This window comes from Streptomyces sp. NPDC005811 (assembly GCF_040630405.1).
In the GTDB taxonomy this organism is placed as follows: Bacteria; Actinomycetota; Actinomycetes; order Streptomycetales; family Streptomycetaceae; genus Streptomyces.
The window spans coordinates 22,016-44,514 of the sequence record NZ_JBEXXK010000058.1; the positions used below are offsets into that span (position 1 = coordinate 22,016).

Below are 22,499 nucleotides of genomic sequence, written 5' to 3' on the forward strand. Positions count from 1 at the left end.
CGTCATATGAGCACTCCCCGCATCACCTCACTGGCGCTGCTCACCCCGGGCAACTTCGCCGACGACGACCCGTACACCGGCCTGGAGGAGACCCTCCGGCTCTTCGCGTACGGGGAGCGCCTGGGCTTCGACGGGGCCTGGATCAGACAGCGCCACCTCGAACACGGCGTCGGTTCGGCCGCCGTGTTCCTCGCCGCGGCGGGGCAGCGCACCGAGCGGATCGAGCTGGGCACCGCGGTCATCCCGATCGGCTACGAGAGCCCGTTCCGCCTCGCCGAGGACCTGGCGCTGGCCGACGTGCTGTCACGGGGGCGGCTCCAGATCGGCTTCAGCACCGGGATGCCGCACGCCGACCTGCTCGGGGACCTGGTGTACGACGGTGACTGGCGTGGCTTCGACCTGTCGTACGGCAGGATCGCGCGCGTCCTCGACCACCTGCGCGGCGACTACCTGGGCGCCCCGGACACGGTCATCCACTCGCCGGGCAACCGTCAGCGCCCCCGGCTGCAACCGCACAACCCCGGTCTGGCGCGGCGCATCTGGTACGGCGGTGGCAGTCTGCGCTCGGCCCGCTGGGCCGCCGGGAACGGCCTGAGCCTGCTGTCGGGCAACATCATCACCGGCGAGGGCACCGACGACTTCACCACGGCCCAGCTGAACCTGCTCGCGGAGTACCGCCGCGCCCTGTCCCCGACGGGCTCGGACCGTCCGGCACGGGTGGCGCTGGGCCGGGTGATCGTGCCCCTGGACAGCGCGGACGCGGCCGGCCGGGCCCGCTACCGCGCCTACGCGGCGAGCCGCCACGCCCGCACCCTGGCGCCCCAGGGACCGAAACGCACCCTGTTCGCCCCCGACCTGGTGGGCACCGCCGAGCAGATCCTGGAGCGGCTGGTCGCCGATCCCGTCCTCGCCGAGGTGTCGGAGCTGCGCCTGGAGCTGCCGTACGAGTTCCGGCGGGAGGAGTACGAGCAGATCCTGCACGACGTACGGCATCTCATCGCGCCCGAGCTGGGCTGGCGCCCCTCGGTCGCGGCGGCCCGGGAGGCGCTGCGATGAGCCCCCTCGCGGAACCGGCGGTGCGGCTGGAGGTGCACGACCGCGAGCCGTTCGCCGACGGCCACCGCTTCCCCGGTACGGGCGCCTACGAGGTGCTCACCGCCACGGCCCACTCCACCGTGGACCCGGGGGCGCCCGCCCACCGCTCGATCCCGACATCGGCCTCGCGCCGCGCGACCGGGGCGGCCTGGTGCGGTTCAGCGGTGACGTCGGGATCCTGCGTCGACGGCGGGCGTCGACGGCTGCTCGTCGCCAACGCCGGGAACGGCCTTCTCAGGCGCCGCGGCTACACGGTCGTCTTCCGGTGCCGGGCAGGGCGATCTGCTGCCGGGCGACGGCCGGCTCCTGCTCGATCTGCCCGTGGCGACACGGAACGGGTCACGGAACCCGGCGGCGGCAGCGACCAGAAAGGACGTGCCACGGCCGTCGTGCCGAGCCGCCACGACCTCCATATCGACGGCGGCTTCCGGCCCGGCTGGATCCATGAACTCACCTATGAGGCCGAGGAACCGCTCGTCCTGGGACTGGGCCTGGTCGCCGTGCGCGACCTCGTCGGCCACCTCCGCCACGACGCCGCCTACGCCGAGACGACGGGCTCCCCTTCGCCCCCTCGGACGAGCGCGCACACACCGGCAACCCACGCACGACAGCTGCTGTTGGAGGAGGACGTGGAACGGGCCGTGGCGCTGGCTGCCGACTGGTCGGCTCCACGCCACCGATTCGAGCTTCCCTGACGTCAGTCGGCTCGCTGAGAGTCCTCTGTGACCGGCGTCTCCGTGGTCACGTGCTCCTCGTCGTTCGCCGGGGAGTCGCTGTCCACTCCACCACTGTCACTCCTCTCGGGAGCGTCGTCGTTGTCGCCCCCGTCCTTCCGCCGCCTCGTCAGGGCGAGTTCCCTGGCCGTCTTCTCGGAGTACAGCCTCATCTCGGCCTCTGTCCGGTGCTCGAACACCGATGCCTCCCGTGGATCGCCTCTTCTTGTCCGACACTGTGATGACCGGACACCCGGAACTTCTGTGACAACCGACCGTTCGTCCGTCACCGGGGTCGCGCCGCAGTGGGCGCGGACGAGCGCGATCACGGTGTCGGTGGTGTGGTCGAGGTAGCTGCGGCCGTCGGGCAACATGCCCTCCGGGCTGATGTAGCTCCGCGGCCCGAGGTGCGTGGCCGGGTCGAGGCGATGCACGGTGATCTTCCCGGCTCGGCGGGCCCGGTTCCATCCGCTGCGGCGGAACAGGCGCCAGCGCTGCGGGAAGATCCACGTGCCGACGCGCTCGATCCGGTCGCTCGCGCTGGTGAGTCGGTGCACGTGCTCGGCGTGGGTGAGGTCGTTGGCCCCGTTGTGGAACCCGCCGAGCGTGATCACCACGGCACGGACGCCCAGCTGGGCGTACAGTTCGCCGACCGCGCCGGTGGCGACCTGGGCGCCGCCGCTGTAGCTGAGCAGCACCACGGGCGTACCGCAACCGGGCCGGTATCCGGCGAGCCGGAGCTGCGTGGCCGTCTGGGAGCCGACGGCCCGGTTGTACAGGGGGCGGTACCGGTGGTCGGCGGCGACGAAGACCTGCATGACGTTGTGCAGGAACAGCAGCAGCCCGATGCGCCGCCGCAGCCACGCCCACACCGGCCGGTCGGCCAGTGGGTCGGCCAGGGGTGAGTAGGGCTGCACCTGGCCCAGCACCCGCAGTTCCGGCGCTCCGGCGAGCACCGCCCGGACCAGCTGGCCCCCGTCCCTGGTGTCGCGGACACGGCGTTTCCCGATGCCGTCCAGGTAGACCAGGTAGGCGTTCGGCGGGCGGTCGGGGTCCGCGCCCCGCGCGTAGGGGACGCCGTCCGGGAGTCGGGTGAGGGGGGCGCGCAGGCCGGCTCCGTAGACCAGCACCTCGTGACGGGCCAGCAGGGCCTCGGCGAGCAGGACGGGGCCGAGCGTCAGGGCCCAGGGCAGGAAGGTGTTCATGAGATCGACTCCGTCGCCCGGGGCGCGTTGATCCTCACGACCAGACGCCGCACGGTCTCCACGGCGACGCCGAGCCCGACCCCCGCGAGGGCCACACAGCCGGCGGCACTCCACCAGCCGAGGCCGGTCGCCGTCGCCAGAGGGTCGGCGAGCGTGGCACCGACGCCCACGAAGAGCAGCAGATGGAGGAACGGCCCGAGCAGGGGGAACGCGAGGACGGCGGCGAGCAGCAGGGGGGCGAGCAGACCGGGTGTCCACGCCAGGCCCTCGCCCGCCGTTGGGGAGGACGTCACCAGTGCGGCGAGGTTCCACGCGGTCGGCGGCCACAGGGCGAACACGGTGCCCTCCACGAGTCCCGCGGCCAGAAGCAGCCCCGCGACCAGGGGTCGCGCCATGCCGGGCCTGCCCGCCAGCAGGGGCAGGATGCGCCCCACCGCCTCGGACAGCCCGGCGCACAGCAGCAGGACGACGACCGACATCACTCAGCCTCGCTGTGACGGATCGACGGGAACCGGCTCGCACCGGGCGAGTCGGCGATGTGCGCGTACCGCTCCAGTTCGTCGGCGGCCCGCCGATGTCCGCCCGCCTTGTGCTGTGCGGTCCGCAGGGTCGTCGCGGCCGCCTTGAAGCCCGGTTCGTGGAGGAGGCGTCGGGCGAGGAGCCGTACGGAGTCCCTGGTGACGTCCTGGGTGCGCATCGACAGGCCGGCGCCGAGTTCGACCACGCGGCGGGCCACCATCGGCTGGTCCGCGCCCTGCGGGACCAGCAACAACGGAACCCCGGTGTACATGGCCTCGTTGACGCTGTTCATCCCGCCATGGGTGACGAACAGGGCCGCGCGGGCCAGCACCTGCGGCTGCGGCACGAAGTGCCGGGCGAGCACGTTCGCGGGCAGCGGTCCGAGCGCGTCGGGATCGGTCCGCCCCGTCGACACGACCACGGTGCCGCCCAGTGGGGCGAGCCCGGTGGCGAAACTGCGCAACAGCTGCGGATCGGCGTGGAACACCGTGCCCAGCGACGCGTACAGCACCGGGTCCTGGAGCCGGTCGACCGGGAACGACGGGTCGACGGGGCGGGCACCGACGCTCGGACCGACGAAACGGTAGGACCCGTCGAACTCCTCGGCGGCGGGCTGGAACTCCCGTGACGTGTAGACGAGGTTGAGCGGCTGGCGGATGTTCGCCAGGTCGAGCAGGGGCAGCCCCGAGGTGTCGAAGCGTCGGTACAGCTCCCGGCGGGCCCGCAGATAGCCCCGGGCGCTGCGGGGCCGGGCCCGCGCCTCGGCCAGCAGTTCCCAGGAGCCCCGTGTGGGGCTCGGGACATGGCTGTTGAAGGCGAACGTGGTGAACGACGAGGCTGCCGGAACGCCGAGTTCGCCGGCGGCGACCGCACCCCACGGACAGGCGCTGTCGTGCACGATCAGGTCGGGCCGTGCACGGCGGAGCTCGGTGAGCAGAGCGGGCAGCCGGCCGAGGGTGGTGCTCGCCAGCGCCTCCATCCAGGCCAGCGGCGTCGGCTCGGCGGGGAAGGGCTGTTCGCCTCCGGGGTCGAGGTGCACCGTCGCGCCGGTGGCCTCGATCTCCTCACGGAAGGCGGCCGAGGTGTGGTAGATGACGGTGTGGCCGCGGCGGACGAGTTCGGCCACGACCGGCAGTGTCGGGTTGATGTGACCGTGCATGCCGATGTTGAGGAACACGATGGTGCTCACAGTTCTGCCTCCGCTGCCGAAGAAGTCGATGGGCCGCACGAGCCGGCGGCGGTCGCGAAAGGGCCGTCGGCGCGGTAGAGCCCCGGCCCGCTGATGCGCAGTTCGTCGAGGAAGCACCCCGCCGTGTGGCGAGCGGTGCTGATCAGCCGTGGGGAGTGGCCGAAGTCCCAGGGTGCGGGCCAGGTGTCGATACCGGTGGGGAGCACGACGGTCGGGATGTGCCGGGACACCTCGCGCAGGTCACGCTCGATCTGGTGGTGCAGGAGCAGCAGCCCGGCCCGGGCGGCGACGGCGCCGGCGCGTGGGCGCCTATCGACGGGGCGGAGGGGCGAGCTCTCCGGCCCCGCGGCCACCACCACGACACTGGCGGCCCCGGCCTGAAGAGCGGCCAGCACCGGAACGTAGGCGACCACTCCCCCGTCGACGAGCGTCCGTCCGTCCCGCTCCACCGGAGGCAGCATCCCGGGGATCGCCGCGCTGGCGAGGAGCGCGGACTCCAGGTCGCCGCCGTCGAGCAGCACGGGAGCGCCGGTGGCGAGGTCCATGGCCACTGCGGTGAACGGGACCGCCAACTGCTCGATCCGCGACGGCAGTCCGGCCCTGGCGATCAGTCGCCGAAGGCCGCGGTCGGTGAAGGCGCCGGACCTGGACGGCAGACGGCCGAGCGGATACACCTCACGGCGACGCAGCCGGGTCCATACATGGTCCAGCCATGGCGCGGCCTGCTCGGGGTGGGCGGCCGCGATGGCCCCGTTGAGCGCTCCGACCGAGGTCCCGACAATCATGTCCGGGACGAATCCGCGCCGCTCCAGGGCGTATCCGATGCCCACCTGGGCCGCGCCGAGCACACCACCGGCGCCGACCACCGCGGCCACGGGGCGAGGGAGGGCGCGCAGGCCCGCCGGTTCCGGACGCGGCGAACGACGATTCACGAGAGGCCTTTCGAGGCTCGGGCTCCGGCCGGGTCCTGGGGGTCGCCGGGCAGGGCGGTGCGCAGGGCGGCGCGCAGGGAGTGGACGGCCTGGCCCATGGCCGCGGTCGCGGCCGGCGTGGTCCGCAGGGGGTTGAGCATCATGAAGTCGTGCAGGGTGCCGTTGATCCGGATGCTCGTGGTGGGGACGTCGGCCTGGGTCAGCCTGCGGGCGTACGCCTCGCCCTCGTCCCGCAGCACATCGCTGTCGTCGACGATGACGAGCGCGGGTGGCAGTCCCCGAAGTTCCGTCAGGCTCGCCCGCAGCGGCGAGGCGGTGATTTCCGCCCGCTGGGCGGGATCGGTGGTGTAACAGTCCCAGAACCAGGCCATGGCCTTGGCCGTGAGGTAGGGGCCGTTCGCGAACTGCCGGTAGCTCGCGGTGTTCTGGGCCGCGTCCGTCGCGGGGTAGTACAGCGACTGGTGCACGAAGGTCACGTCACGGCGCCGCTTGGCCATGAGGGTCAGCGCCGCGGCCATGTTGCCGCCGACGGAGTCTCCGGCCACGGCCAGACGGGAGGCGTCCAGTCCTTCGCAGGCGCCGTTGGTGGTGATCCACCGGGCCGTCGCGTATGCCTGTTCGATGGCCACGGGGTACTTGGCCTCCGGAGCGCGGGTGTACTCCACGAACGCGACGGCGGCGTTCGCCCCGACGGCCAGCTCGCGCACCAGACGGTCGTGCGTACCGGCGTCGCCCATCATCCAGCCGCCGCCGTGCAGGTAGAGGACGACAGGCAAAGTCCCCCGACGCCCGGCGGGCCTGACGATGCGTACCGGTACATCGCCGGCCTCGGCGGGCACCGTGATCCACTTCTCCTCCACGTCCGGCTTCTCCACCGGCACCGCCTGGAGACCGTCCAGAACCTTCCGGGCACCGTCCGGACCCAGCTCGTACAGGAACGGCGGATACGCCGCCGCGTCCGCGAGCGCTTGTGCCGTGGTCTCAAGGACGGGCTCGGTCATCACTGCGCTCCTCGCGTCGGCAGAGTTCATGCCTGCTCCCACTCCTTATGACAGAGCACCCGCCCAAGGTGTGACATGCGCTGTGGATCCATGTGAGACGGTGTCGGGCTGCGGTGTCAGTGGCCGTCGACGAACGTGACCGTTTCGTCGAGAGGAGCCCGGTCCGTGCGGGTGACGATCTCCGTGGCGTCCTCGAAACCGATCGACATACCGCAGAAGAGCATGAGGTCGCCCGGGGGCGTCAGGACCTCCGAGACGGTGGTGTGGTACTTGGCCCACGCCATCTGCGGGCAGCTGTGCAGCCCTTCGGCGCGAAGCAGCAGCATGACGGTCTGCACGTACATGCCGACGTCCGCCCATTGGGCCGGGCCCATGTCGCGGTCGAGGTAGCAGAACAGGGCGGCGGGCGCGCCGAAGCACTGCCAGTTCGCGGAGGCCGCCCTCTGACGGGCCTCGATGTCCTCGCGCGGAATGCCCAGCGCCCCGTAGCGCTGCTCGCCGAAGACGGATCGGCGCTCGCGGTAGGGGGACTTCAGGGCAGGTGGGTACTGCTGGTACTCCGGTTCGTCCCAGGGCTCGCCCGAGGCCAGCCGCGCGCCGGCTCGCCGCTTGAGCTCGGCCAGGGGTCTTCCGGTGACGACGTAGGCCCGCCACGGCTGGAGGTTCGACGCGGACGGCGTCCAGGCCGCGCTGGAGACCACCCGCTCCAGCGCCTCCCTCGGGACCGGCCGGTCGCTGAATCGACGCACCGCGCGCCGGCTCCTGACGGCCTCATGGACTTCCACGATCGGCTCCCTCGTCCTCGTCGCTCGACGCACCGGTTTCCGTTGCGATCGCGATGGTATCATTCGATACTGTCTCGATCGATCGAAAGGTCGGTCGACGCAAGTCCTGCCCCCGGGCACCACCTCACAGGAGAAAATCCATGGCCACGCTGTTGCACATCGACTCGTCCGTGCTACCCGGCGAGGCGTCCTCGTCCCGTTCGGTCGCGGCCGCCTTCGTCAAGGCATGGGAGGAGCAGCACCCGGAGGGCACGGTGCTCCACCGCGATCTCGCGACGGACCCCGTCCCGCACATCACGGCCGCCGCCTGGACCGCCGGTTTCACCCCGCCGTCGGAACGCACAGCGGAGCAGTCCGCGGCGTTCGCCGCGCGTCTGGAGCTCATCGAGGAACTGGAGCGGGCGGACGCGGTCCTGATCGGCGCCCCGATGCACAACTTCTCGATCCCGTCGACCCTCAAGGCGTGGCTCGACAGCGTGCTCCTCCTCGGCCGGACCGCGGGCGAGAACCCCTCCGCCCAGGGCACCCCGGCCGTCGTCGTCGCCAGCCGTGGCGGTTCGTACGCGCCGGGCACGCCGCGGGAGGGCTTCGAGTTCGTACAGAACTACCTGGAGGCCACCCTCAGGGACACCCTCGGTCTGGACCTGGACTTCATCGTCCCGGAGCTCACCCTGGCACCGCGGAATCCGGCCATGAACGCGTTGGTCCCCCTCTACGAGATCTCCCGCGAACGCGCTTTCGAGGAAGCGGTCTCGAAGGCCGAGGAACTCGCGGAGCGACTGCGCCGCGCGCGTGGGGGCGCCTACTCCCCCGTGTCGGCGGGATAGGCGAACCGGGTCAGGAGATCCGTCAGTCGCTCGGGCTCGCCGGGCTTCAGTCCGGCGACCAGGTGCTCCGCCAGCGGTTCCGCCGCCCCATGAGCGGCGTCGTAGAGCGCCAAGCCCTCGGGGGTGATCTCCACCGCCCGCGCCCGCCGGTCCCCCGGGACGGCCTTGCGCACGGCGAGCCCCTTGCGCTCCAGGTCGTCCACGACCCGCATGATGCCCGCCTTGTCCGACCCCGTCGCCGCCACCAGGTCCCGCTGCACCGTGGGCCCGCGGTCGACGAGCACGATGAGGACGGCGAAATGCCGCAGCTCGACGCCGAGCGGCCGGAGTGCCTCCTCCATCACCGCGGCCGCCCTCCAGTGCGCTCGGCGCAGCAGCAGGCCGAGAGCGAAGGGTGACGCGTCCCCGGGGCGGTCGGTCGCACGCGGGGGGACCGTGTCGGATGAGGCTTCGGCTGCCATGACGTCATTTTACCGCCATCGGCTCGTCCGATACGGTCTCGTGTGAAACGGAGGCCGTCGGCGCGGCCCGGCCAGGGCACCTGCCCGGACGCGGTCGCGGATCAGGCCGATGTCGCCTCGTCTTCGAACTCGATGGCACGGATCTCCCGGCGGGAGGAGATGCCGAGCTTCGAGAACACCTTGCGCAGGTGCCACTCGACCGTGTGCCGGCTGATGAACAGCTGGGCGCCGATCTCGGGGTTGGTGAGCCCCTTCCCGGCGAGCCGGGCTATCTGCGCCTCCTGCGAGGTGAGGGTCTTGGGCGTCGCCACCGTGTGGTGGCGGACCTTGGCCCCCGTGGCCTGCAACTCGCCTCGCGAGCGCTCGGCGAACGCCTCAGCTCCGAACCGGCTGAACATCTCGTGTGCGACGCCCAGTTGGGTCCGGGCGTCGACGCGGCGGTTCTCGCGGCGCAGCCACTCCCCGTACAGCAGATGCGCACGGGCGAGCTCCATGCGGACCCGGGTCCGGCCGAGCCGCTCGATCGCCTCGCGGTAGAGACGCTCCGCGGCGTCACCCTCGCTGAGCAGCGCCCGCGAGCGCGCTTCCACGCCCAGCGCCCAGTCGGTGCCGCTGGCTCGCGTCGCCTCCGAGAGCCGTTCCAGCGCGTCGGCGGCCGACTCGGGTGAGCCGCTCCGTACGGCCGCTTCGATCAGCTCGACCAGACCCCATCGCGGCGAGGCGATCTCCCGCTGCTCGGCCGCTGCCTCCCGGGCCGCGGCCAGCGCCTGCGCGTACTGGCCGAGCCCGTTGCAGAGCACCGCCTCGTACCAGCGTGTGATGGTGACCGTGGCACCCTGGCCCCGCGGTACCGCGTCGGCAAGGACCGCGTCGATCAACGTACGGGCCTCGCCCTCGCGACCACGCCAGACGGCCAGGCCGAGGGGGCCGTAACCTCCCGGGCTGGTGTTGCCGGTTGCCGCGCACACCGCCACGCTCTCCTCGATCAGCGACTCGGCCGCCGCCAGTTCCCCTGCGATGAGGTGCACGAATGCGCGGGAGTCGAGTGCGTCGGGGAGAGCGCTGAATGCTCCTGCCTCGCGAACGACCGTCACATGGCGCGTCGCTGCCGTGTACCAGCGCTCGTCGTCCCACAGATCCGAGGCGATGAAAGACCCGAACCAGAGCCGACGCAGCTGCTCCTGTACGGGGAGCCGCTCGTCGCAGAGTGCTTCGAGTGCCCGCTCCATCATCGGCACCGAGGCCGGGTAACCCTCGGTGAATCGCATGGCGAGGGCGTCCAGCACCATGTCGGACACCTGCGGCTGCCGTGCCGGCGGTGCCTCACGGGCGGCCTCTCCCACCTCCAGCAGACCTGGGCCGCGTGCCAGGCGGCCGGCGAATATCGCCGCCGCGATGGCGTCGAGGTGGGTCCCACGAGCGAGTACTACATCGTCGAGCCCGCCGAACCGGCGAGCGGCGGCGAGCAGCAGCTGCGGGGCCTCTCCGCCACGGTTCTGGGCGAACGCGATCCCGGCGCGCAGTACCTCGATCCGCGCGCGGCCCAGTTCGTCGAGAGGTCCGGCCGCCGCCGTGACGAGGAGGGTGGCAGCCGGCTCGAACGCCCCTGCCTGGAGTTTCGCCTGCGCCGCGTCCACCGCGCGCTGGGCGCGCCGCGCGGGATCCTCTGTCAGCGCGGTCGCACGCTGGAGGAACGCGGCGGCCGCGGCGATACCGCCGCGCGCCTGGGCTCGGCCGGCGGAGCGCTCCAGTTCCGCGGCCACCGTCTCGTCGGGCCCAGAGGCGGCATCGGCCAGATGCCAGGCCCGACGGTCGGGATCGAGCCGGACATCGGTGGCGTCGGCCAGCGCCCTGTGCACCTCTCGGCGTTCGTTCGGGCCCGCCGCTCGATAGGCCGCCGAACGCACCAGCGGGTGACGGAACCGCACCCGGGTGCCGAGTGTGATCAGGTCCATCGTGCCTTCGTGGGACACAGCGGTGTCGGCGTCGATCCCGAGGCGCCCGGCCGCCCGCCTCAGCAGTGTCACGTCGCCCAGCGGTTCTGCCGCGGCGAGGGACAGCAGGCGTCGGGTCTCGGACGGAAGGTCCTGGACGCGGCGCAGGAACCCCTGCTCGATCTGGCTCGACAACGGCCGTGCGTCCGGACGCTCGAACCCTCCGGCCATCTCCGCCGCGGTCAACCCGCGCGGCAGCTCGAGCAGGGCCAGCGGATTGCCGCGTGACTCGGCGACGATGCGCTCGCGCACCCGTTCGTCGACCGGACCGGTGACGACCGAGTCGAGCAGGATCCGGGAGTCACGCTCGGTCAGTCCGGTGACGGACAGCTCGGGAAGGCTGCCGAGAGCATGGCCGGTACTCGGTTCACGGACGGCGAAGACGAGCACGACCGATTCCGCGAGCAGCCGGCGGGCCACGAACTCCAAGGTCAGCGCGGACGCCTTGTCCAGCCACTGTGCGTCGTCGACGATGCAGACCAGCGGCTGGTCACCTCCGGCGTCCGCGATCAGACTCAGCGTGGCCAGACCCACGAGGAACCGGTCCGGCGCGGCGCCGGCGCGCAGACCGAAAGCCGTGCCGAGCGCATCGCGCTGAGGCTCGGGCAGCTGGTCGAGACCGGTGAGCAGGGGAGCGCAGAGCTGGTGCAGGCCGGCGTAGGAGAGTTCCATCTCGGACTGGACGCCGGCCGCCCTGATGGTGCGGCATCCGGTGGCACGGGCGAGGAGATGTCTCAGCAGCTCGGTCTTGCCGATCCCGGGCTCACCGCGCAGAACCAGGACACCGCTGCGCCCGGCTCTGGCGCCCTCCACGAGATCGACGAGAGCCTTGCATTCGTTCTCCCTGCCGAGGAGCCCGGCCCGTGAACCGCGCCTCGCCATGGCAGCTCCCTTGTCAGGAATCCTCGCTGGACATGCTAATCCGTCTCCTGATCACCGCGCTCATGGTCGTCCGGGGCTCGTCAACCGGCGTCGGCGCCTGACGGGTCGCTCGCCGGGTATCCATCCTGGAGTGCGGCGAGGGCGGCAGCGAGCTTTCCCCGGCTGGTGATGCCCAAGCGGGGATAGATGCGGTACAGATGAGCTCCGACGGTGCGGTGCGAGATGAACAGGCGCCGGCCGATCTCCCGGTTGCTCAGCCCCTGCGACGCGAGCACCGCGATCTGCATCTCCTGGGCCGACAGCCGGTCGCCGGTGTTCGCATGCCGCCGGACGCTCGACTCACCTGCGGCGCGCAACTGCTCGCGGGCCATCTCGGCCCAGGGCCGCGCACCGATGCGGTCGAACGTGTCGCGGGCGCTGCGCAGCGGGGTACGGGCGTCGACGTTGTGCCGTTGCCGACGCAGCCGACGGCCGTGGTGCAGGTGCAGCCGGGCCCTCGCCAGGGCCCAGCCGGCCGGCAACGCGGCCAGGGCCGCGGTGTAGCGCTCCTCCGCGGTGTCGTCCGGCGCCAGCACCGCCTCGGTGTAGACGTGGGCCACCACCATCATCTCCGAGGGCAGCCGGGCGGCCGACTCGGCGAGTCCGGACAGCAGTTCCCGGGCCTGCTGCACGGTGCCCGCGGCCACCGCGGCGTCCGCCAGGTCCGGTGCGAGCAGCCAGCGGCTCACCGAGTGGTGGCACGGGTCGGCTGGATCGAACGCGCGTGCGAAAATATCGTACGCCTCGGTCGTGCGGCCGTCGAAGAGCGCGAGCAGGCCCTCGACCTGCTGCGCCATGACCGTGGCGAAGGGCATGCCGGGGAACAACCGGTGGGCGCGCAGTTCGCCGAGCATCCGCGCCGCGGTCTCGGTCTCCCCGCGCAGCACGGCCACCAGGCTCCCTGTCGCCTTCACCCCCAGCCAGACGATCCATTCCCCGGTCTCCTCGGCCAGCGCGAGTCCTTCGGCGGACTCCTCACGGGCCCGGTCGAGCTGACCGAGGTACACCCGCGGCCAACTGCCGGCCAGTGAGCGGGCGAGCAGCCCGAGCCTGCCCTGCGAACGCCACACGGCGGCCGCCAGTGACAGGTACCGGGCGGCGAGGGTGACGTCGCCCAGGACCATCGCACCGCTGCCGAGGAAATGCATGGTCCGGCCGTCCTGGCGGTCCGGCCGGAGGCTGCCGAGCCGTGCGATCACCTCGGCGCCGTACCGGTACGGTTCGGTGTACGCCCGTACCGTCAGAACGACGGGGGCGTCCGGGTCGGGGTTCCAGCGGTCCAGCTCGGCCGCGGCCAGCGTACGCACCCTGCTGTCGCCGTCCTGGAAGAAGCACCGGGCTGCCGCCCGCCACAGCAGGTTCTCGGCGACCTGCACGCCGCCTGCGTCGAACGCACCGGCCGCTGTGGTCACCATGTCCTCGATCCGGCGTTGCGGCTCGTCGGGTTCGAAGGCCGCCTTGTCGGACACGACCATGAGGCGGGCCCGCTCCAGCGGGCCGAGTTCGCTCATGTCGGCCCGGTCCAGCAGCAGTCGGGTATGGATCCGGTCGTTGATCTCGCTGGCCGACTCGACCGCCCGGACCAGGATCTCGGTCCTGCGGCGCGGGTCCTGGACGAGCTCGGCCGCCTGACGCAAGGCAGGCACGGCCGAGGCCACCTTGCCCCGGGCCAGTGCCGTGTCGGCGAAACGCACCAGCCGAGCGGCGAGTTCCTCGTCCGGGCCGAGCGTCGCCGCGGCCAGGTGGAGGAGCTGGCGCTCCGGGGTGTCGGCCATGGCCACGGCGACGGCGCGGTGGGTGGCCAGCCGGTCGGCGACCGTGGCGCGGGTGTAGACCGCCGAGCGGATCAGCGGATGCCGGAACCGGAGGCTACGGCCGACCAGACCGACCAGGCCCGCGTCGACCGCCTCCTGCACCGCGTCCACGGAAACCGCCGTGCCCGTCAGACGGTTCGACACCTCCAGCAGCCGGTTCAGTGGTGCGTTGGGCTCGGCGGCCAGGGCCAGCAGGAGCGCTCGGCACTCCGGGCTCGCCGAGTCCGTACGCGCGGCGAACGCGTTCTCCAGTCGCTGGGTCAGCGGCAGGTCGTCCAGCTGCGGTGCGCTGTCCCGCACCGCCTTGGGCAGCTCGACGAGGGCCAGCGGGTTGCCCGCGGCGCGCTCCAGGATGAGGGCCCGTAGTGGCGCCGACAGGTCCGGCGCACCCGCGTCGAGCAGTTCGGCGGCCGCGGACCGGCCCAGCGGTTGCAGAGGGAGGTCCGGCTGGGCGCTCGGGGCATAGGAGTCGGGAGAATGAACCCGGGACGCCGCCACGATCAGCACGGGAAGATCGCGAATGCGCCGGCCGACGAATGCGAGGACGTCCCGGCTCTGCGCATCGATCCAGTGCAGATCGTCGACGAGCAGCAGAAGCGGTTGCCGGACGGCCTCGTCGGCGAGCAGTTCGAGCACGGCGAGCGCGACCCGGAAGACATGGGGCTCGGTCCGGGTGGCGCTGAAGGCGTCGGCAAGCGCGGTGCGGTGCGGGGACGGCAGCTTCCCGATGCCCTCGGCGGCCGGTTGCAGCAGCAGTTGCAGAGCCGCGAACGGCAGCCACAGCTCCGTCTCCACACCGGCCGCGCTCAGCACCTTGAAACCGCTCCCGGTGCCCTCGGCGTCGACCGAGCGCAGCAGAGCCGACTTGCCGACGCCGGGGGTGCCGTGGATCACCAGCGCGCCGCCGCGTCCGTCGGCCGCGTCCGCCAGCAGCCCCCGCAGGGCTCGCAGCTCCTCGTCCCGGCCGATCATCGCGCGGGTGCTCGGTTCGGCCTCGGGCGGGCCCCGGCTGCTGGGCTGAGCATGTACGGCTTCCTCCATGCGGGGACTCACGTCGCACCGCATCCTAACCGCGGCCCCTTACCCCCTTGGCTCGATCGCACCATCGGTAGAACGACTCGGGTCACGTCTGCACTACGGCGCCGAGGCCCGTTCCTGCGGCAGAGCGGGCACCGCCCGCGGCGGCCCGATGCGGAGGAGCGTCTCGCGGGTCTCCTCCGTCAGACCGCCCCAGATCCCATGACGCTCCCGGTGGTCGAGCGCGTACCGGCGACACGGCATCCGCACCGGGCACTGTTCGCAGAGGGCAAGCGCCCGCCGGATGGCGTTCCCGTCGTCCCGGGGCGGGAAGAAGGTCCTGATGTCGGAGCCTCGGCAGTTGGCCACCCTGCCCCAGTTCGCCGTGGCAGGGGTTGCGGGTGTGTACACGTTCGCGTCGTTCTCGACGGCGACCGGAGGCCCGATGGCCTCCTGGACGATGTCCCGGATCTCCTTGTCGTGCCGGCCGAGGTTGGGCGCGAAGCGCACCGCCTCGGCGATCTTCGTGCCGCCGAGATCGACGCCGACGGTCGGACCGCCGTTCTGTTCGTTCATGCGGCACCGCCCACGCCGTCGAACCGAGGGTGCACGTACCGACGTGTGAGTGTGCCTGACCGCTGCAGGCTGACGAGAGCGAGAGACATGGTGTTTCCCAACGTGGTGATTGCGGGTGAAGACGGTGGTTCGCCGTCGTCCGACTACCGGCTCAGCTTCCGCAATCCCGTGGCGAGTCGCATGAGTCATTCGACTGCGGTCGACTGCGGCCCGGCTCTGTCGCTCGTCCTGTCACACATCAGGGGCCCCGCCTTGTCTTCCTGAGGAAACACGTTCGATCGTGCGGAGGCGTGACATGGTGCTGGACAACGGATCAATGAGCGGGGCCGACGAGCACGGGGGCCGGGACGGGACCGGGCCCAGGATGCTGGCGGACGTCGAACCGCCCTTCGTGCCGGAGGGCGCTTCGGCGATGACGGTGGTGGTCGAGTGGCCTCCGGGACACCCCGGGACGCCGCCGCACCGGCACTCGGGGCCGTGCTTCGGCTACGTCACCGAAGGCGCCGTCCGATGGGAACTCGAAGGCGAGCCCGAGCGGGTGATCAAGGCCGGTGAGACGTTCTGGGAGCCGGGCGGTGATGTGATCCACTACCAGAACGGCAACGCCCTGTCGGACACGCCGGCCCAGTACGTCGTCATCATGCTGTGCGCGCCCGGCCGGCCGATGCTCACGCTGGTCGACGAGGAGGAGCTGGCGCAACGGGCCCACCTGCGCGCCCCACGGCCCTCCGCCGACTGAACCGTTCCCGGACCGGAGACGAAGAGTCCGCCACATCAGTTCTCGAAGGGGGCCACTGTGGCCGGTGACGGATCGGCGCCCCGCGGCTCGACCGAAGCGCTGGTGGGACGCGACCGGGAGCTGGAGCTGCTCCGGTCCTACGTCGACCAGGTGCTGGCACGCGGTGCAGTGCTGGTGCTGTCCGGGGAGCCAGGTGTCGGCAAGTCCGTGCTGCTGGACGCGGCGGCGACGGCGGCGACGACAGCCGGTGCGCTGGTCCTGCGCTCCGACGGGGTCGAGTTCCTCGCGGATCTGGGCTTCGCCGGACTGCACCACGTACTCGAACCGTTGCTGCATGCGTACGACGGGCTCGACCCGGTGCACCGCGAGGCTCTGACCGTGGCGCTGGGCGCGGGGGACGGTGCCCCGGTGGATCGCCTGGTCCTCTACGGGGCCGTACTGGCGCTGCTCCGCCGGGCGGCGAGCAGCCGTCCCGTGCTGCTGGTCGTCGACGACCTGCAATGGATCGACCGGGCGAGCGCCGCGGCACTCGCGTTCGTCGCCCGGCGGCTGACCGGGAGCCGAGTGGGCCTTCTCGCCGCCTCCCGTCCGGGGTTCGAGAGTTTCTTCGAACGCGCGGGACTTCCCGAGCTCGTCGTGGCTCCCCTGGACGACAGGGCGGCAGCGGGCCTGGTCGGCGCCCGGTTCCCGCTGCTCGCCGGGCAGGAGCTGCGGCGGGTCCTCGCGCAGGCCCGCGGCAACCCGCTGGCACTGCTGGAACTGCCGGCCGCGCTCAGCGACTCGCGAGGTGTCGCGGGAGTGCCGCTGCCCGAGGTGCTCCCGCTCAGCCGCCGGCTGCGGGATCTGTACGGCTCCCGGGTCGCGGAGATGCCGGCCCCCACCCGCCGGCTGCTGCTCCTGGCCGCGCTGGAGGGCGGCGGCGACCTTTCGGTCCTGCGGGCCGCCGCCCCGAGCGAGGACGTACTGGCCCTCCTCGCCCCCGCGGAGCGGGCGCAGCTGCTGCGGATCGAACACCGGGGACTGGGGCGGCTGTCCTTCCACCATCCGCTGATCCGCGCGACGGTCGTGTCGAGCTCGACCAGCGGCCAGCGCCTGGAGGCGCACCACGCTCTGGCCGAGGCGCTGGCCGGTCAACCCGACCGCCGGGCCTGGCACCTGGCCGAGGCCACACCCGATCCTGACGAGCAGGTCGCCGGGCTCCTGGAGGACACCGCACACCGGGCCCGCCGGCGCGGCGACGCCGTCGGCGCGTTCAACGCGCTGGTACGGTCCGCGGACCTCACTCCCGGTTCCGCGGACCGCGGCAGACGGCTGGCCGAAGCCGCCTTCGTGGGGGCGGACGTCGCCGGCGAGCTGCGCACGGCGGCCGAACTGCTCGTGGAGGCCCGTCGCGCCGACCCGGAACTCCGGGGGTCGCTGCGGGCGGCGGCCGCGGCCTCCCAGGTGCTGCTCAACCGCGACGGTGATGTCAACACCGCGCACCGGCTGCTCGTCGGCGCGATCACGACCCGCGACGGCAGGTCCGACGGCGACGACGAGGCGCTCTTCGAAGCGCTGTGCACCCTGCGCAGGGTGTGTCTGTGCGCGGGCAGACCGGAGCTCTGGGACGCGTACCAGGCCGCCCTGTCGCAGCTGACCGTGCCGATGCCTCCGCTCCAGGAACTGCTCGGCGACGTCTACTCCGACCCGGCGCGCTCCTCCGCGACAGCCCTCGGCCTGCTCGACGCGGTCATCCACGACCTGCACCGGGAGACCGACCCGAGCCGGATCGAACGGGTCGCGATGGCGGCACTCTTCGTGGACCGGGCGACGGGGTGCCGTGCGGCCCTCTGGCCCGTCGTGGAGGACGGGCGCGAGGGCGGCGCGGTCACCTCGGCTCTCATCGCGCTGGTGGTGCTGTGTCTCGACGACTTCATGACGGGCCGGTGGGACGAGTGCGGCCGACTCGCCGCGGAGGGGCTGGCGCTGTGCGAGGCCCACGGCTATCAGATGCTGGCCCATCAGTTCCACCGGGCCCAGGGCCTGCTGGCCGCGGCGCGGGGCGACGACAGCACGGTGCGGGGACTGGCACAGCGGATCACGGAGTGGGCGGTGCCCCGCGGTGCTCGAACCGTCGAGCACTTCGCGCGGCACATGACGGCCCTGGCCGCCCTGGGGCGCGGCGATCACGAGGGGGCCTACCTCGAAGCATCGGCGATCAGCCCTTCAGGTGTGCTGGCCTCCCATGCCCCTCTGGCCCTGTGGGTTCCCATGGACCTCGTGGAAGCCGCCGTCGGCAGCGGACGCCGAGCCGAGGCACTCGCCCATGTCGCCGCGATGCGGGAGACGGGCCTGCCCGGTATTTCCGGCCGCCTGGCACTGGTCACCGCCGGTGCGGCCGCGCTCGCCGCCCCCGAGGACCGGGCCGCCGACGCCTTCGAGGAGGCGCTCGCCGTTCCCGGTACCGAACGCTGGCCCTTCGACCTCGCCCGGGTCCGCCTGGCCTACGGGCAGCATCTGCGTCGCACACGAACCGTCACGGACGCCCGGACGCATCTCGCCGCCGCCCTCAAGACCTTCCGCCGTCTCGGAGCCGCCCCCTGGGCCACGCGGGCCGCCGAGGAACTGCGGGCCGCCGGCCGCACCGCCGGCCGAGGGGCGCGCGAGGACCTGGCGACCAGCCCGCTCACCGAGCAGGAACACCAGATCGCCGCCCTCGCCGCAGGCGGACTGACCAACAAGCAGATCGGCGAACGCCTGTTCCTCTCCCACCGAACCGTGGCGGCCCACCTGCACCGGATCTTCCCGAAGCTCGGTATCACCTCGCGGGTCACCCTGGGCGAGGCTCTCGCTGCACAGGAAGAGACGCGAGCGCGTCCCTGAGTGCCGCGCGTGAGCCGATTCCCAGTTTCGGGAACAGCTGGTAGAGGTGCGAACCGACGGTTCGTGGCGAGAGGTGGAGACGTTCGCCGATCTGCTTGTTGGTCATTCCTGAGGCGGCGAGCGCGGCGATCTCCTGTTCCTGTGCGGTGAGGGTCACGGAACCGTGCTTCGCTCCGGTACGGACCCGGCGGGTGGCGCGGAGTTCGCCCGTGGCCCGGTCGGTCCAGGGCCGCGCGCCCAGATGCTCGAACACCTCTGCCGCCGCGGCCAGTTGGGTTCGGGCCTCCGAGACGAAACGCATACGCCTCAGTCGCTCCCCGTAGGCCAGCCGGATCCGGGCCAGATCGAAGGGCCAGTCCTGCGCTCCCGGGACGGCCAGCGCCTGCTCGAAGCGCCCGACCGCGCCGTCGTCCGATGCGACCAGCGCGGCCGAGCCCGCCACCAGCAGCGCCAGCCGCGGGGAGAGGGCAGCGACCCCGGCCTCCCGCATCGCACCCACGTGTGCCTCCGCCTCAGCGGTGCGCCGGGTGTGCACCGCAGCCTCCACCAGGTCCATACAGACCCACAGCGTGCACGGAGCGTGGGGCGCGAGTCGGCCCGCAGGGCTGATCGCCACGGCGTGGCGATACGCGCATTCGTAGTCTCCGGCACCGAGTTCGGCGAGGACCCGGGCATGGTCGGCGAAGCCCGCCGCCGTCAGAACGCCGCGAGGCACGGCCCACTGCGTGATCCGGTCGGCCACGCTCCGGCACTCTTCGAAGTGCCCGTGGACGGCGGCGAGCAGCGCCTGGTGGTACTCGAAATACCAGGAGAAGAACGGGTATCGGCGCTCCTCGCAGATCCTCAGGCCCTCGGTGGCCAGCGTTGCGGCCTCCTCCCACCGGCCGGCCGGGAAATCCTGGAGGCACAGGTCCATGAGCGCGTCGATGTGCCGGCGTACATGACCGCCCCGGCGTCCGCGACGGACCACGTCCCAGGAGACGTCCCGTGGTTCCGTGGACGTCCACGTCCTGCCGAAGGCGGAGGGCGGCGGCGGTGCGGCCGCCCTCAGACGGCCGAGGGCCGCGTGGAACGGTTCCCACAAGGCGTCCCTGCCACCGGACCAGCACACCAACTGCAGTATGCGCAGTGCCTCGATGAGGGCGTCGTCCTCGGCGTCGTGTCCGTGGCCGTCGGGCTCGACGGCCTCCGTCAGGAGACGGTGAGCCATGTCGATGTCGCCGTCACCGCCGTTGAGCAGGAGGAGGGCCGCCGTGGCGGCGGTGAGCGGTGACCCGGTGAGTTCCGGGTCCGCGCACCGGGCGCGGTCGAGGAGCTCCGACGCCGCGCGCAGTTCCCCGGTCGCGTCGGCCTCGAGATGGGCGGCCCGGATCAGTCGGCGGGCGCGGTCCACGGCACGTGGGCTCAGTTCGGCGGCCCTGGTGAAGGTGGCGATCGCCGCCCTGCCGTCACCTCGGCGGGCGGCGCGATCCCCGGCCTCCTCCAGCAGTGCGGCGACCCGGTCGTCGGGAACGAGGGTCGCCCGGCCCAGGTGCCAGGCTCGCCGCTCGGGTGTCTCCGCCCGGATCTCGGCCAGCGTGCGATGGGCCTGGCAGCGCTCGATCAGGGTGCTGGTCTCGACGACCGCGTCCCTCGTCAGCGGATGTCGGAAGGCGACCCGGCGGTTCGTGGCGTCGAAGGTGATCAGACTGTCCGTTTCCGCCGCGGACAGCGCCGCGAGGACCTTCGGGTCCTCCGACGCGGCATGGAGGACCCCTGGATCTCCGGTGCCGTCGAGGGCGAGGAGTAGCAGGAGCCGGCGCGATGCGGCCGGAAGGCGGGCCACGCGCGCAGCGTGGCAGTTCCGAAGACGGGGGAAGAGCGGCAGTGCGTCGGGCAGATCGGCCGGCGCGTCGCGTTGCGGGCCGCTCAGCGCGGCGGGCAGCTCCACGAGCGCCAGCGGGTTCCCCTGTGCCTGTGCCAGGGCACGCTCGCGTGCCGGTGCGGCCAGCCCCGGGAAACGGTCCCTGAGCAGTTCCGCCGCCGCGTCGCGGTCCAGCGGCGGCAGCTCGTACTCGGTGAACCCGGCTCGCTCGAAGAAGGTCTCGGCTCCCGATCTGCAGGCGGCGAGGAATCCGATACGGCTGCCCGTCGGCCGACGGGCGACGAGGCCCAGCACCGCGGAACTCGCCCGGTCGAAACCGGGGAGGTCGTCCACGACGATGAGCACGGGGCGTTCGGTTGCCGCTCGGCGCAGCAGGAGGATCACCGAGTCGGCGACCTGACGCATGTCGGGCACCGGATCGCCGCCGTAGCCCAGCGCACCGCGCAGCACCTGCCGATGCGGGTCGTCCAAGCGCTCGATCCGGTCGTTCAGCGGCAACAGCAACTGGTGCAGACCGGCGTAGGCGAGTTCGGCCTCGGACCGGACGCCGACGGCCGACAGAACCCGGGTACCCGCCTCGGACATGACCCTGGCGACCTCACCGAGCAGCACGCTCTTGCCCACACCCGGGTCCCCGGAGAGCAGCAGAGCGCAACCCGCGGCGGAGCCCCGCCCGAGCAGCGTCGTGATCTCCTGGAGTTGCCGCGCCCGCCCCACCACCTCGGGCCGGCCGGCGTCCGCGACAGGGGTCCGGGGCGACTGTTCGACGCCAGAGCCGAGTGACATGGGTACTCCGTACGTTTGCGCCGTCCTTCCCCCCGCACGGCGGGAAGGCTTGGACTCACCGTGCACCGGCCCGCGGGGACGAACATCAGTCACGTGACTGCGAGGCGCATTGCGGGTCATTTGACTGATGGTGCGAACCCATGGGGGACTCGCAGAATCGAGAGGTCACTGAATCACACGAACGGGCACAAGACGCAGCACACCGTGTGTCCTTCGATCCCCTTGCTCCCACCGATCGACCGAGCGGTGATGTGATGAGAGAACCCGACAGTCGCACTCCTGTGGTGTGCCGGATGCTGGTCCGCCTGGTCGTCGCCGAAGGAGTGGACCGGCCCGTGATGCTCGATCTTTCCTACGACTGCGCCGATCCCTACGCGGTGTCCCTGACCTTTCACCTGTGTACCGATACGACCGTGCGCTGGGTGGTCGGCCGCGATCTCCTCCTGGACGGGCTGCAGAAGCTCGCCGGTCTCGGCGACGTCCAGGTCTGGCCCTGCCGGGACCCGGCGGTGGACAGGGTGCACATCGCGCTGTGCCCGTGTCCGACGCGGGAGGCGGTCGTCGTGACCGCCTCGGCGCGAGCCGTGGGCGCCTTCCTCCGACGAACCTTCGCGATGGTGCCCACCGGCCGCGAGGAACGTCACCTGGACATGGACGGAGCCGTCCACCAACTCCTGAGCGGCCCCGGTGAGTCGCTTCGATAGGGGCCGTCCGCCCCGGACGGACCGGCGCCGGCCGGGATCGCGGACCCCGTACCCGGCGCGCAGGCACCCTGCCTATGTGGAGGCGCAGAAGGAGCGCGCCGAGGACGTCCAGCTGCGGATCGCCGACTGGATCACCCGGTTCGCCGGATCGATGCAGTTCGTCTACATCCACGTGGCCGTGTTCGCGGTATGGATGGTCTGGGCGGAGAAGAGCCCATGGCCGACACTCACACTGATCGTCTCGCTCGAAGCGATCTTCCTGTCCACGTTCGTGATGATCGGTCAGAACCGACAGGCCGAGTTCACCCGCAAGAAGGCGGACCACGACTACGAGGCGCAGGAACTCGAACTGCGTCACAACACCCACCTCACGGAACTCGTCCACACGCTCACCGTCGAGATCCACAGAGCGGTCGACGCGGCGGCCGCGGGTGAGCCGGACAGCGACGGGAACCCCGAGCGGGGACCCGGAGCCACGGCCTGAGTCGCCCATGC

At 72.0% G+C, this 22,499-nt stretch carries 18 protein-coding genes; 7 read left to right on the forward strand and 11 right to left on the reverse strand.

Annotation, left to right across the window (positions count from 1 at the left end):
- The first annotated feature begins 6 nt into the window (after window positions 1–6).
- Both ABZ490_RS42080 and ABZ490_RS42085 read left to right on the forward strand, forming a co-directional pair.
- Window positions 7–1,056 carry an LLM class flavin-dependent oxidoreductase gene (locus ABZ490_RS42080; RefSeq protein WP_359002893.1) on the forward strand — a complete coding sequence of 350 codons (1,050 nt, stop codon included), beginning with the start codon at window positions 7–9 and terminating at the stop codon, window positions 1,054–1,056.
- Window positions 1,053–1,790: a hypothetical protein gene (locus ABZ490_RS42085; protein ID WP_359002895.1), complete on the forward strand. Its 738-nt coding sequence runs from the start codon at window positions 1,053–1,055 to the stop codon at window positions 1,788–1,790. Before ABZ490_RS42080 ends, ABZ490_RS42085 begins: the two co-directional genes overlap by 4 nt.
- 2 nt (window positions 1,791–1,792) lie before the next feature.
- On the opposite strand, the gene ABZ490_RS42090 is transcribed toward ABZ490_RS42085, so the two are convergent.
- The 6 genes from ABZ490_RS42090 to ABZ490_RS42115 all read right to left on the reverse strand — a co-directional run bounded on the left by ABZ490_RS42090 (window position 1,793) and on the right by ABZ490_RS42115 (window position 7,439).
- Window positions 1,793–3,013: a hypothetical protein gene (locus ABZ490_RS42090; protein WP_359002897.1), complete on the reverse strand. Its 1,221-nt coding sequence runs from the start codon at window positions 3,011–3,013 to the stop codon at window positions 1,793–1,795.
- Window positions 3,010–3,492, reverse strand: coding sequence for a hypothetical protein (locus tag ABZ490_RS42095; protein WP_359002899.1), 483 nt, complete (start codon window positions 3,490–3,492; stop codon window positions 3,010–3,012). Before ABZ490_RS42095 ends, ABZ490_RS42090 begins: the two co-directional genes overlap by 4 nt.
- Complete coding sequence (locus tag ABZ490_RS42100) at window positions 3,492–4,721, reverse strand: macrolide family glycosyltransferase (RefSeq protein WP_359002901.1); 1,230 nt, start codon at window positions 4,719–4,721, stop codon at window positions 3,492–3,494. Before ABZ490_RS42100 ends, ABZ490_RS42095 begins: the two co-directional genes overlap by 1 nt.
- On the reverse strand, window positions 4,718–5,596 hold the full coding sequence (locus tag ABZ490_RS42105; RefSeq protein ID WP_359002903.1) for a patatin-like phospholipase family protein: 879 nt from the start codon (window positions 5,594–5,596) through the stop codon (window positions 4,718–4,720). The genes ABZ490_RS42100 and ABZ490_RS42105 overlap by 4 nt, the downstream gene beginning before the upstream one ends.
- Before the next feature lie 53 nt (window positions 5,597–5,649).
- Window positions 5,650–6,654 carry an alpha/beta hydrolase gene (locus tag ABZ490_RS42110; RefSeq protein ID WP_359002905.1) on the reverse strand — a complete coding sequence of 335 codons (1,005 nt, stop codon included), beginning with the start codon at window positions 6,652–6,654 and terminating at the stop codon, window positions 5,650–5,652.
- Window positions 6,655–6,770: 116 nt separating this feature from the next.
- Window positions 6,771–7,439 (reverse strand): nitroreductase, encoded by a 669-nt coding sequence (locus ABZ490_RS42115; RefSeq protein WP_359002907.1) that lies wholly within the window; start codon window positions 7,437–7,439, stop codon window positions 6,771–6,773.
- Window positions 7,440–7,579: 140 nt separating this feature from the next.
- Here ABZ490_RS42115 and ABZ490_RS42120 point away from each other — a divergent pair, with 140 nt between their 5' ends.
- On the forward strand, window positions 7,580–8,266 hold the full coding sequence (locus ABZ490_RS42120) for an NAD(P)H-dependent oxidoreductase (RefSeq protein ID WP_359002909.1): 687 nt from the start codon (window positions 7,580–7,582) through the stop codon (window positions 8,264–8,266).
- Here ABZ490_RS42120 and ABZ490_RS42125 read toward each other — a convergent pair.
- The 4 genes from ABZ490_RS42125 to ABZ490_RS42140 all read right to left on the reverse strand — a co-directional run bounded on the left by ABZ490_RS42125 (window position 8,242) and on the right by ABZ490_RS42140 (window position 15,049).
- A complete protein-coding gene (locus ABZ490_RS42125) occupies window positions 8,242–8,727 on the reverse strand; it encodes a MarR family winged helix-turn-helix transcriptional regulator (RefSeq protein WP_359002911.1) in 486 nt (161 codons plus the stop codon). The genes ABZ490_RS42120 and ABZ490_RS42125 overlap by 25 nt on opposite strands.
- A 101-nt stretch (window positions 8,728–8,828) precedes the next feature.
- Window positions 8,829–11,603 carry an AAA family ATPase gene (locus ABZ490_RS42130; RefSeq protein ID WP_359002913.1) on the reverse strand — a complete coding sequence of 925 codons (2,775 nt, stop codon included), beginning with the start codon at window positions 11,601–11,603 and terminating at the stop codon, window positions 8,829–8,831.
- A gap of 80 nt (window positions 11,604–11,683) precedes the next feature.
- Window positions 11,684–14,509, reverse strand: a complete 2,826-nt coding sequence (locus ABZ490_RS42135; protein ID WP_359002915.1) for an AAA family ATPase — start codon at window positions 14,507–14,509, stop codon at window positions 11,684–11,686.
- Between the two features lie 81 nt (window positions 14,510–14,590).
- Window positions 14,591–15,049, reverse strand: coding sequence for a WhiB family transcriptional regulator (locus tag ABZ490_RS42140; RefSeq protein WP_359002917.1), 459 nt, complete (start codon window positions 15,047–15,049; stop codon window positions 14,591–14,593).
- Between the two features lie 364 nt (window positions 15,050–15,413).
- Here ABZ490_RS42140 and ABZ490_RS42145 point away from each other — a divergent pair, with 364 nt between their 5' ends.
- On the forward strand, window positions 15,414–15,788 hold the full coding sequence (locus tag ABZ490_RS42145) for a cupin domain-containing protein (protein WP_359002987.1): 375 nt from the start codon (window positions 15,414–15,416) through the stop codon (window positions 15,786–15,788).
- 57 nt (window positions 15,789–15,845) lie between these two features.
- On the forward strand, window positions 15,846–18,650 hold the full coding sequence (locus ABZ490_RS42150) for a LuxR family transcriptional regulator (protein WP_359002919.1): 2,805 nt from the start codon (window positions 15,846–15,848) through the stop codon (window positions 18,648–18,650).
- On the opposite strand, the gene ABZ490_RS42155 is transcribed toward ABZ490_RS42150, so the two are convergent.
- The gene (locus ABZ490_RS42155) at window positions 18,598–21,300 is read right to left on the reverse strand and encodes an AAA family ATPase (protein ID WP_359002921.1); all 2,703 of its coding nucleotides are present in this window, start codon (window positions 21,298–21,300) and stop codon (window positions 18,598–18,600) included. The genes ABZ490_RS42150 and ABZ490_RS42155 overlap by 53 nt on opposite strands.
- 254 nt (window positions 21,301–21,554) lie before the next feature.
- Between ABZ490_RS42155 and ABZ490_RS42160 the strand changes: the two genes are divergently transcribed.
- Both ABZ490_RS42160 and ABZ490_RS42165 read left to right on the forward strand, forming a co-directional pair.
- Entirely contained in the window at window positions 21,555–22,004 is a 450-nt protein-coding gene (locus tag ABZ490_RS42160; protein ID WP_359002924.1) for an SsgA family sporulation/cell division regulator, read from the forward strand.
- A 76-nt stretch (window positions 22,005–22,080) separates the two neighbouring features.
- Complete coding sequence (locus tag ABZ490_RS42165; RefSeq protein ID WP_359002926.1) at window positions 22,081–22,488, forward strand: DUF1003 domain-containing protein; 408 nt, start codon at window positions 22,081–22,083, stop codon at window positions 22,486–22,488.
- The last annotated feature ends 11 nt before the right edge of the window (window positions 22,489–22,499 follow it).

Excerpts from the sequence above, each read along its gene's own strand:
- ABZ490_RS42080 (WP_359002893.1), top strand. The coding sequence starts at position 7 with ATGAGCACTCCCCGCATCACCTCACTGGCGCTGCTCACCCCGGGCAAC.
- ABZ490_RS42090 (WP_359002897.1), bottom strand. The coding sequence starts at position 3,013 with ATGAACACCTTCCTGCCCTGGGCCCTGACGCTCGGCCCCGTCCTGCTC.
- ABZ490_RS42160 (WP_359002924.1), top strand. The coding sequence starts at position 21,555 with ATGAGAGAACCCGACAGTCGCACTCCTGTGGTGTGCCGGATGCTGGTC.
- ABZ490_RS42145 (WP_359002987.1), top strand. The coding sequence starts at position 15,414 with ATGCTGGCGGACGTCGAACCGCCCTTCGTGCCGGAGGGCGCTTCGGCG.
- ABZ490_RS42120 (WP_359002909.1), top strand. The coding sequence starts at position 7,580 with ATGGCCACGCTGTTGCACATCGACTCGTCCGTGCTACCCGGCGAGGCG.
- ABZ490_RS42140 (WP_359002917.1), bottom strand. The coding sequence starts at position 15,049 with ATGAACGAACAGAACGGCGGTCCGACCGTCGGCGTCGATCTCGGCGGC.
- ABZ490_RS42125 (WP_359002911.1), bottom strand. The coding sequence starts at position 8,727 with ATGGCAGCCGAAGCCTCATCCGACACGGTCCCCCCGCGTGCGACCGAC.
- ABZ490_RS42130 (WP_359002913.1), bottom strand. The coding sequence starts at position 11,603 with ATGGCGAGGCGCGGTTCACGGGCCGGGCTCCTCGGCAGGGAGAACGAA.
- ABZ490_RS42085 (WP_359002895.1), top strand. The coding sequence starts at position 1,053 with ATGAGCCCCCTCGCGGAACCGGCGGTGCGGCTGGAGGTGCACGACCGC.
- ABZ490_RS42110 (WP_359002905.1), bottom strand. The coding sequence starts at position 6,654 with ATGACCGAGCCCGTCCTTGAGACCACGGCACAAGCGCTCGCGGACGCG.
- ABZ490_RS42095 (WP_359002899.1), bottom strand. The coding sequence starts at position 3,492 with ATGTCGGTCGTCGTCCTGCTGCTGTGCGCCGGGCTGTCCGAGGCGGTG.
- ABZ490_RS42155 (WP_359002921.1), bottom strand. The coding sequence starts at position 21,300 with ATGTCACTCGGCTCTGGCGTCGAACAGTCGCCCCGGACCCCTGTCGCG.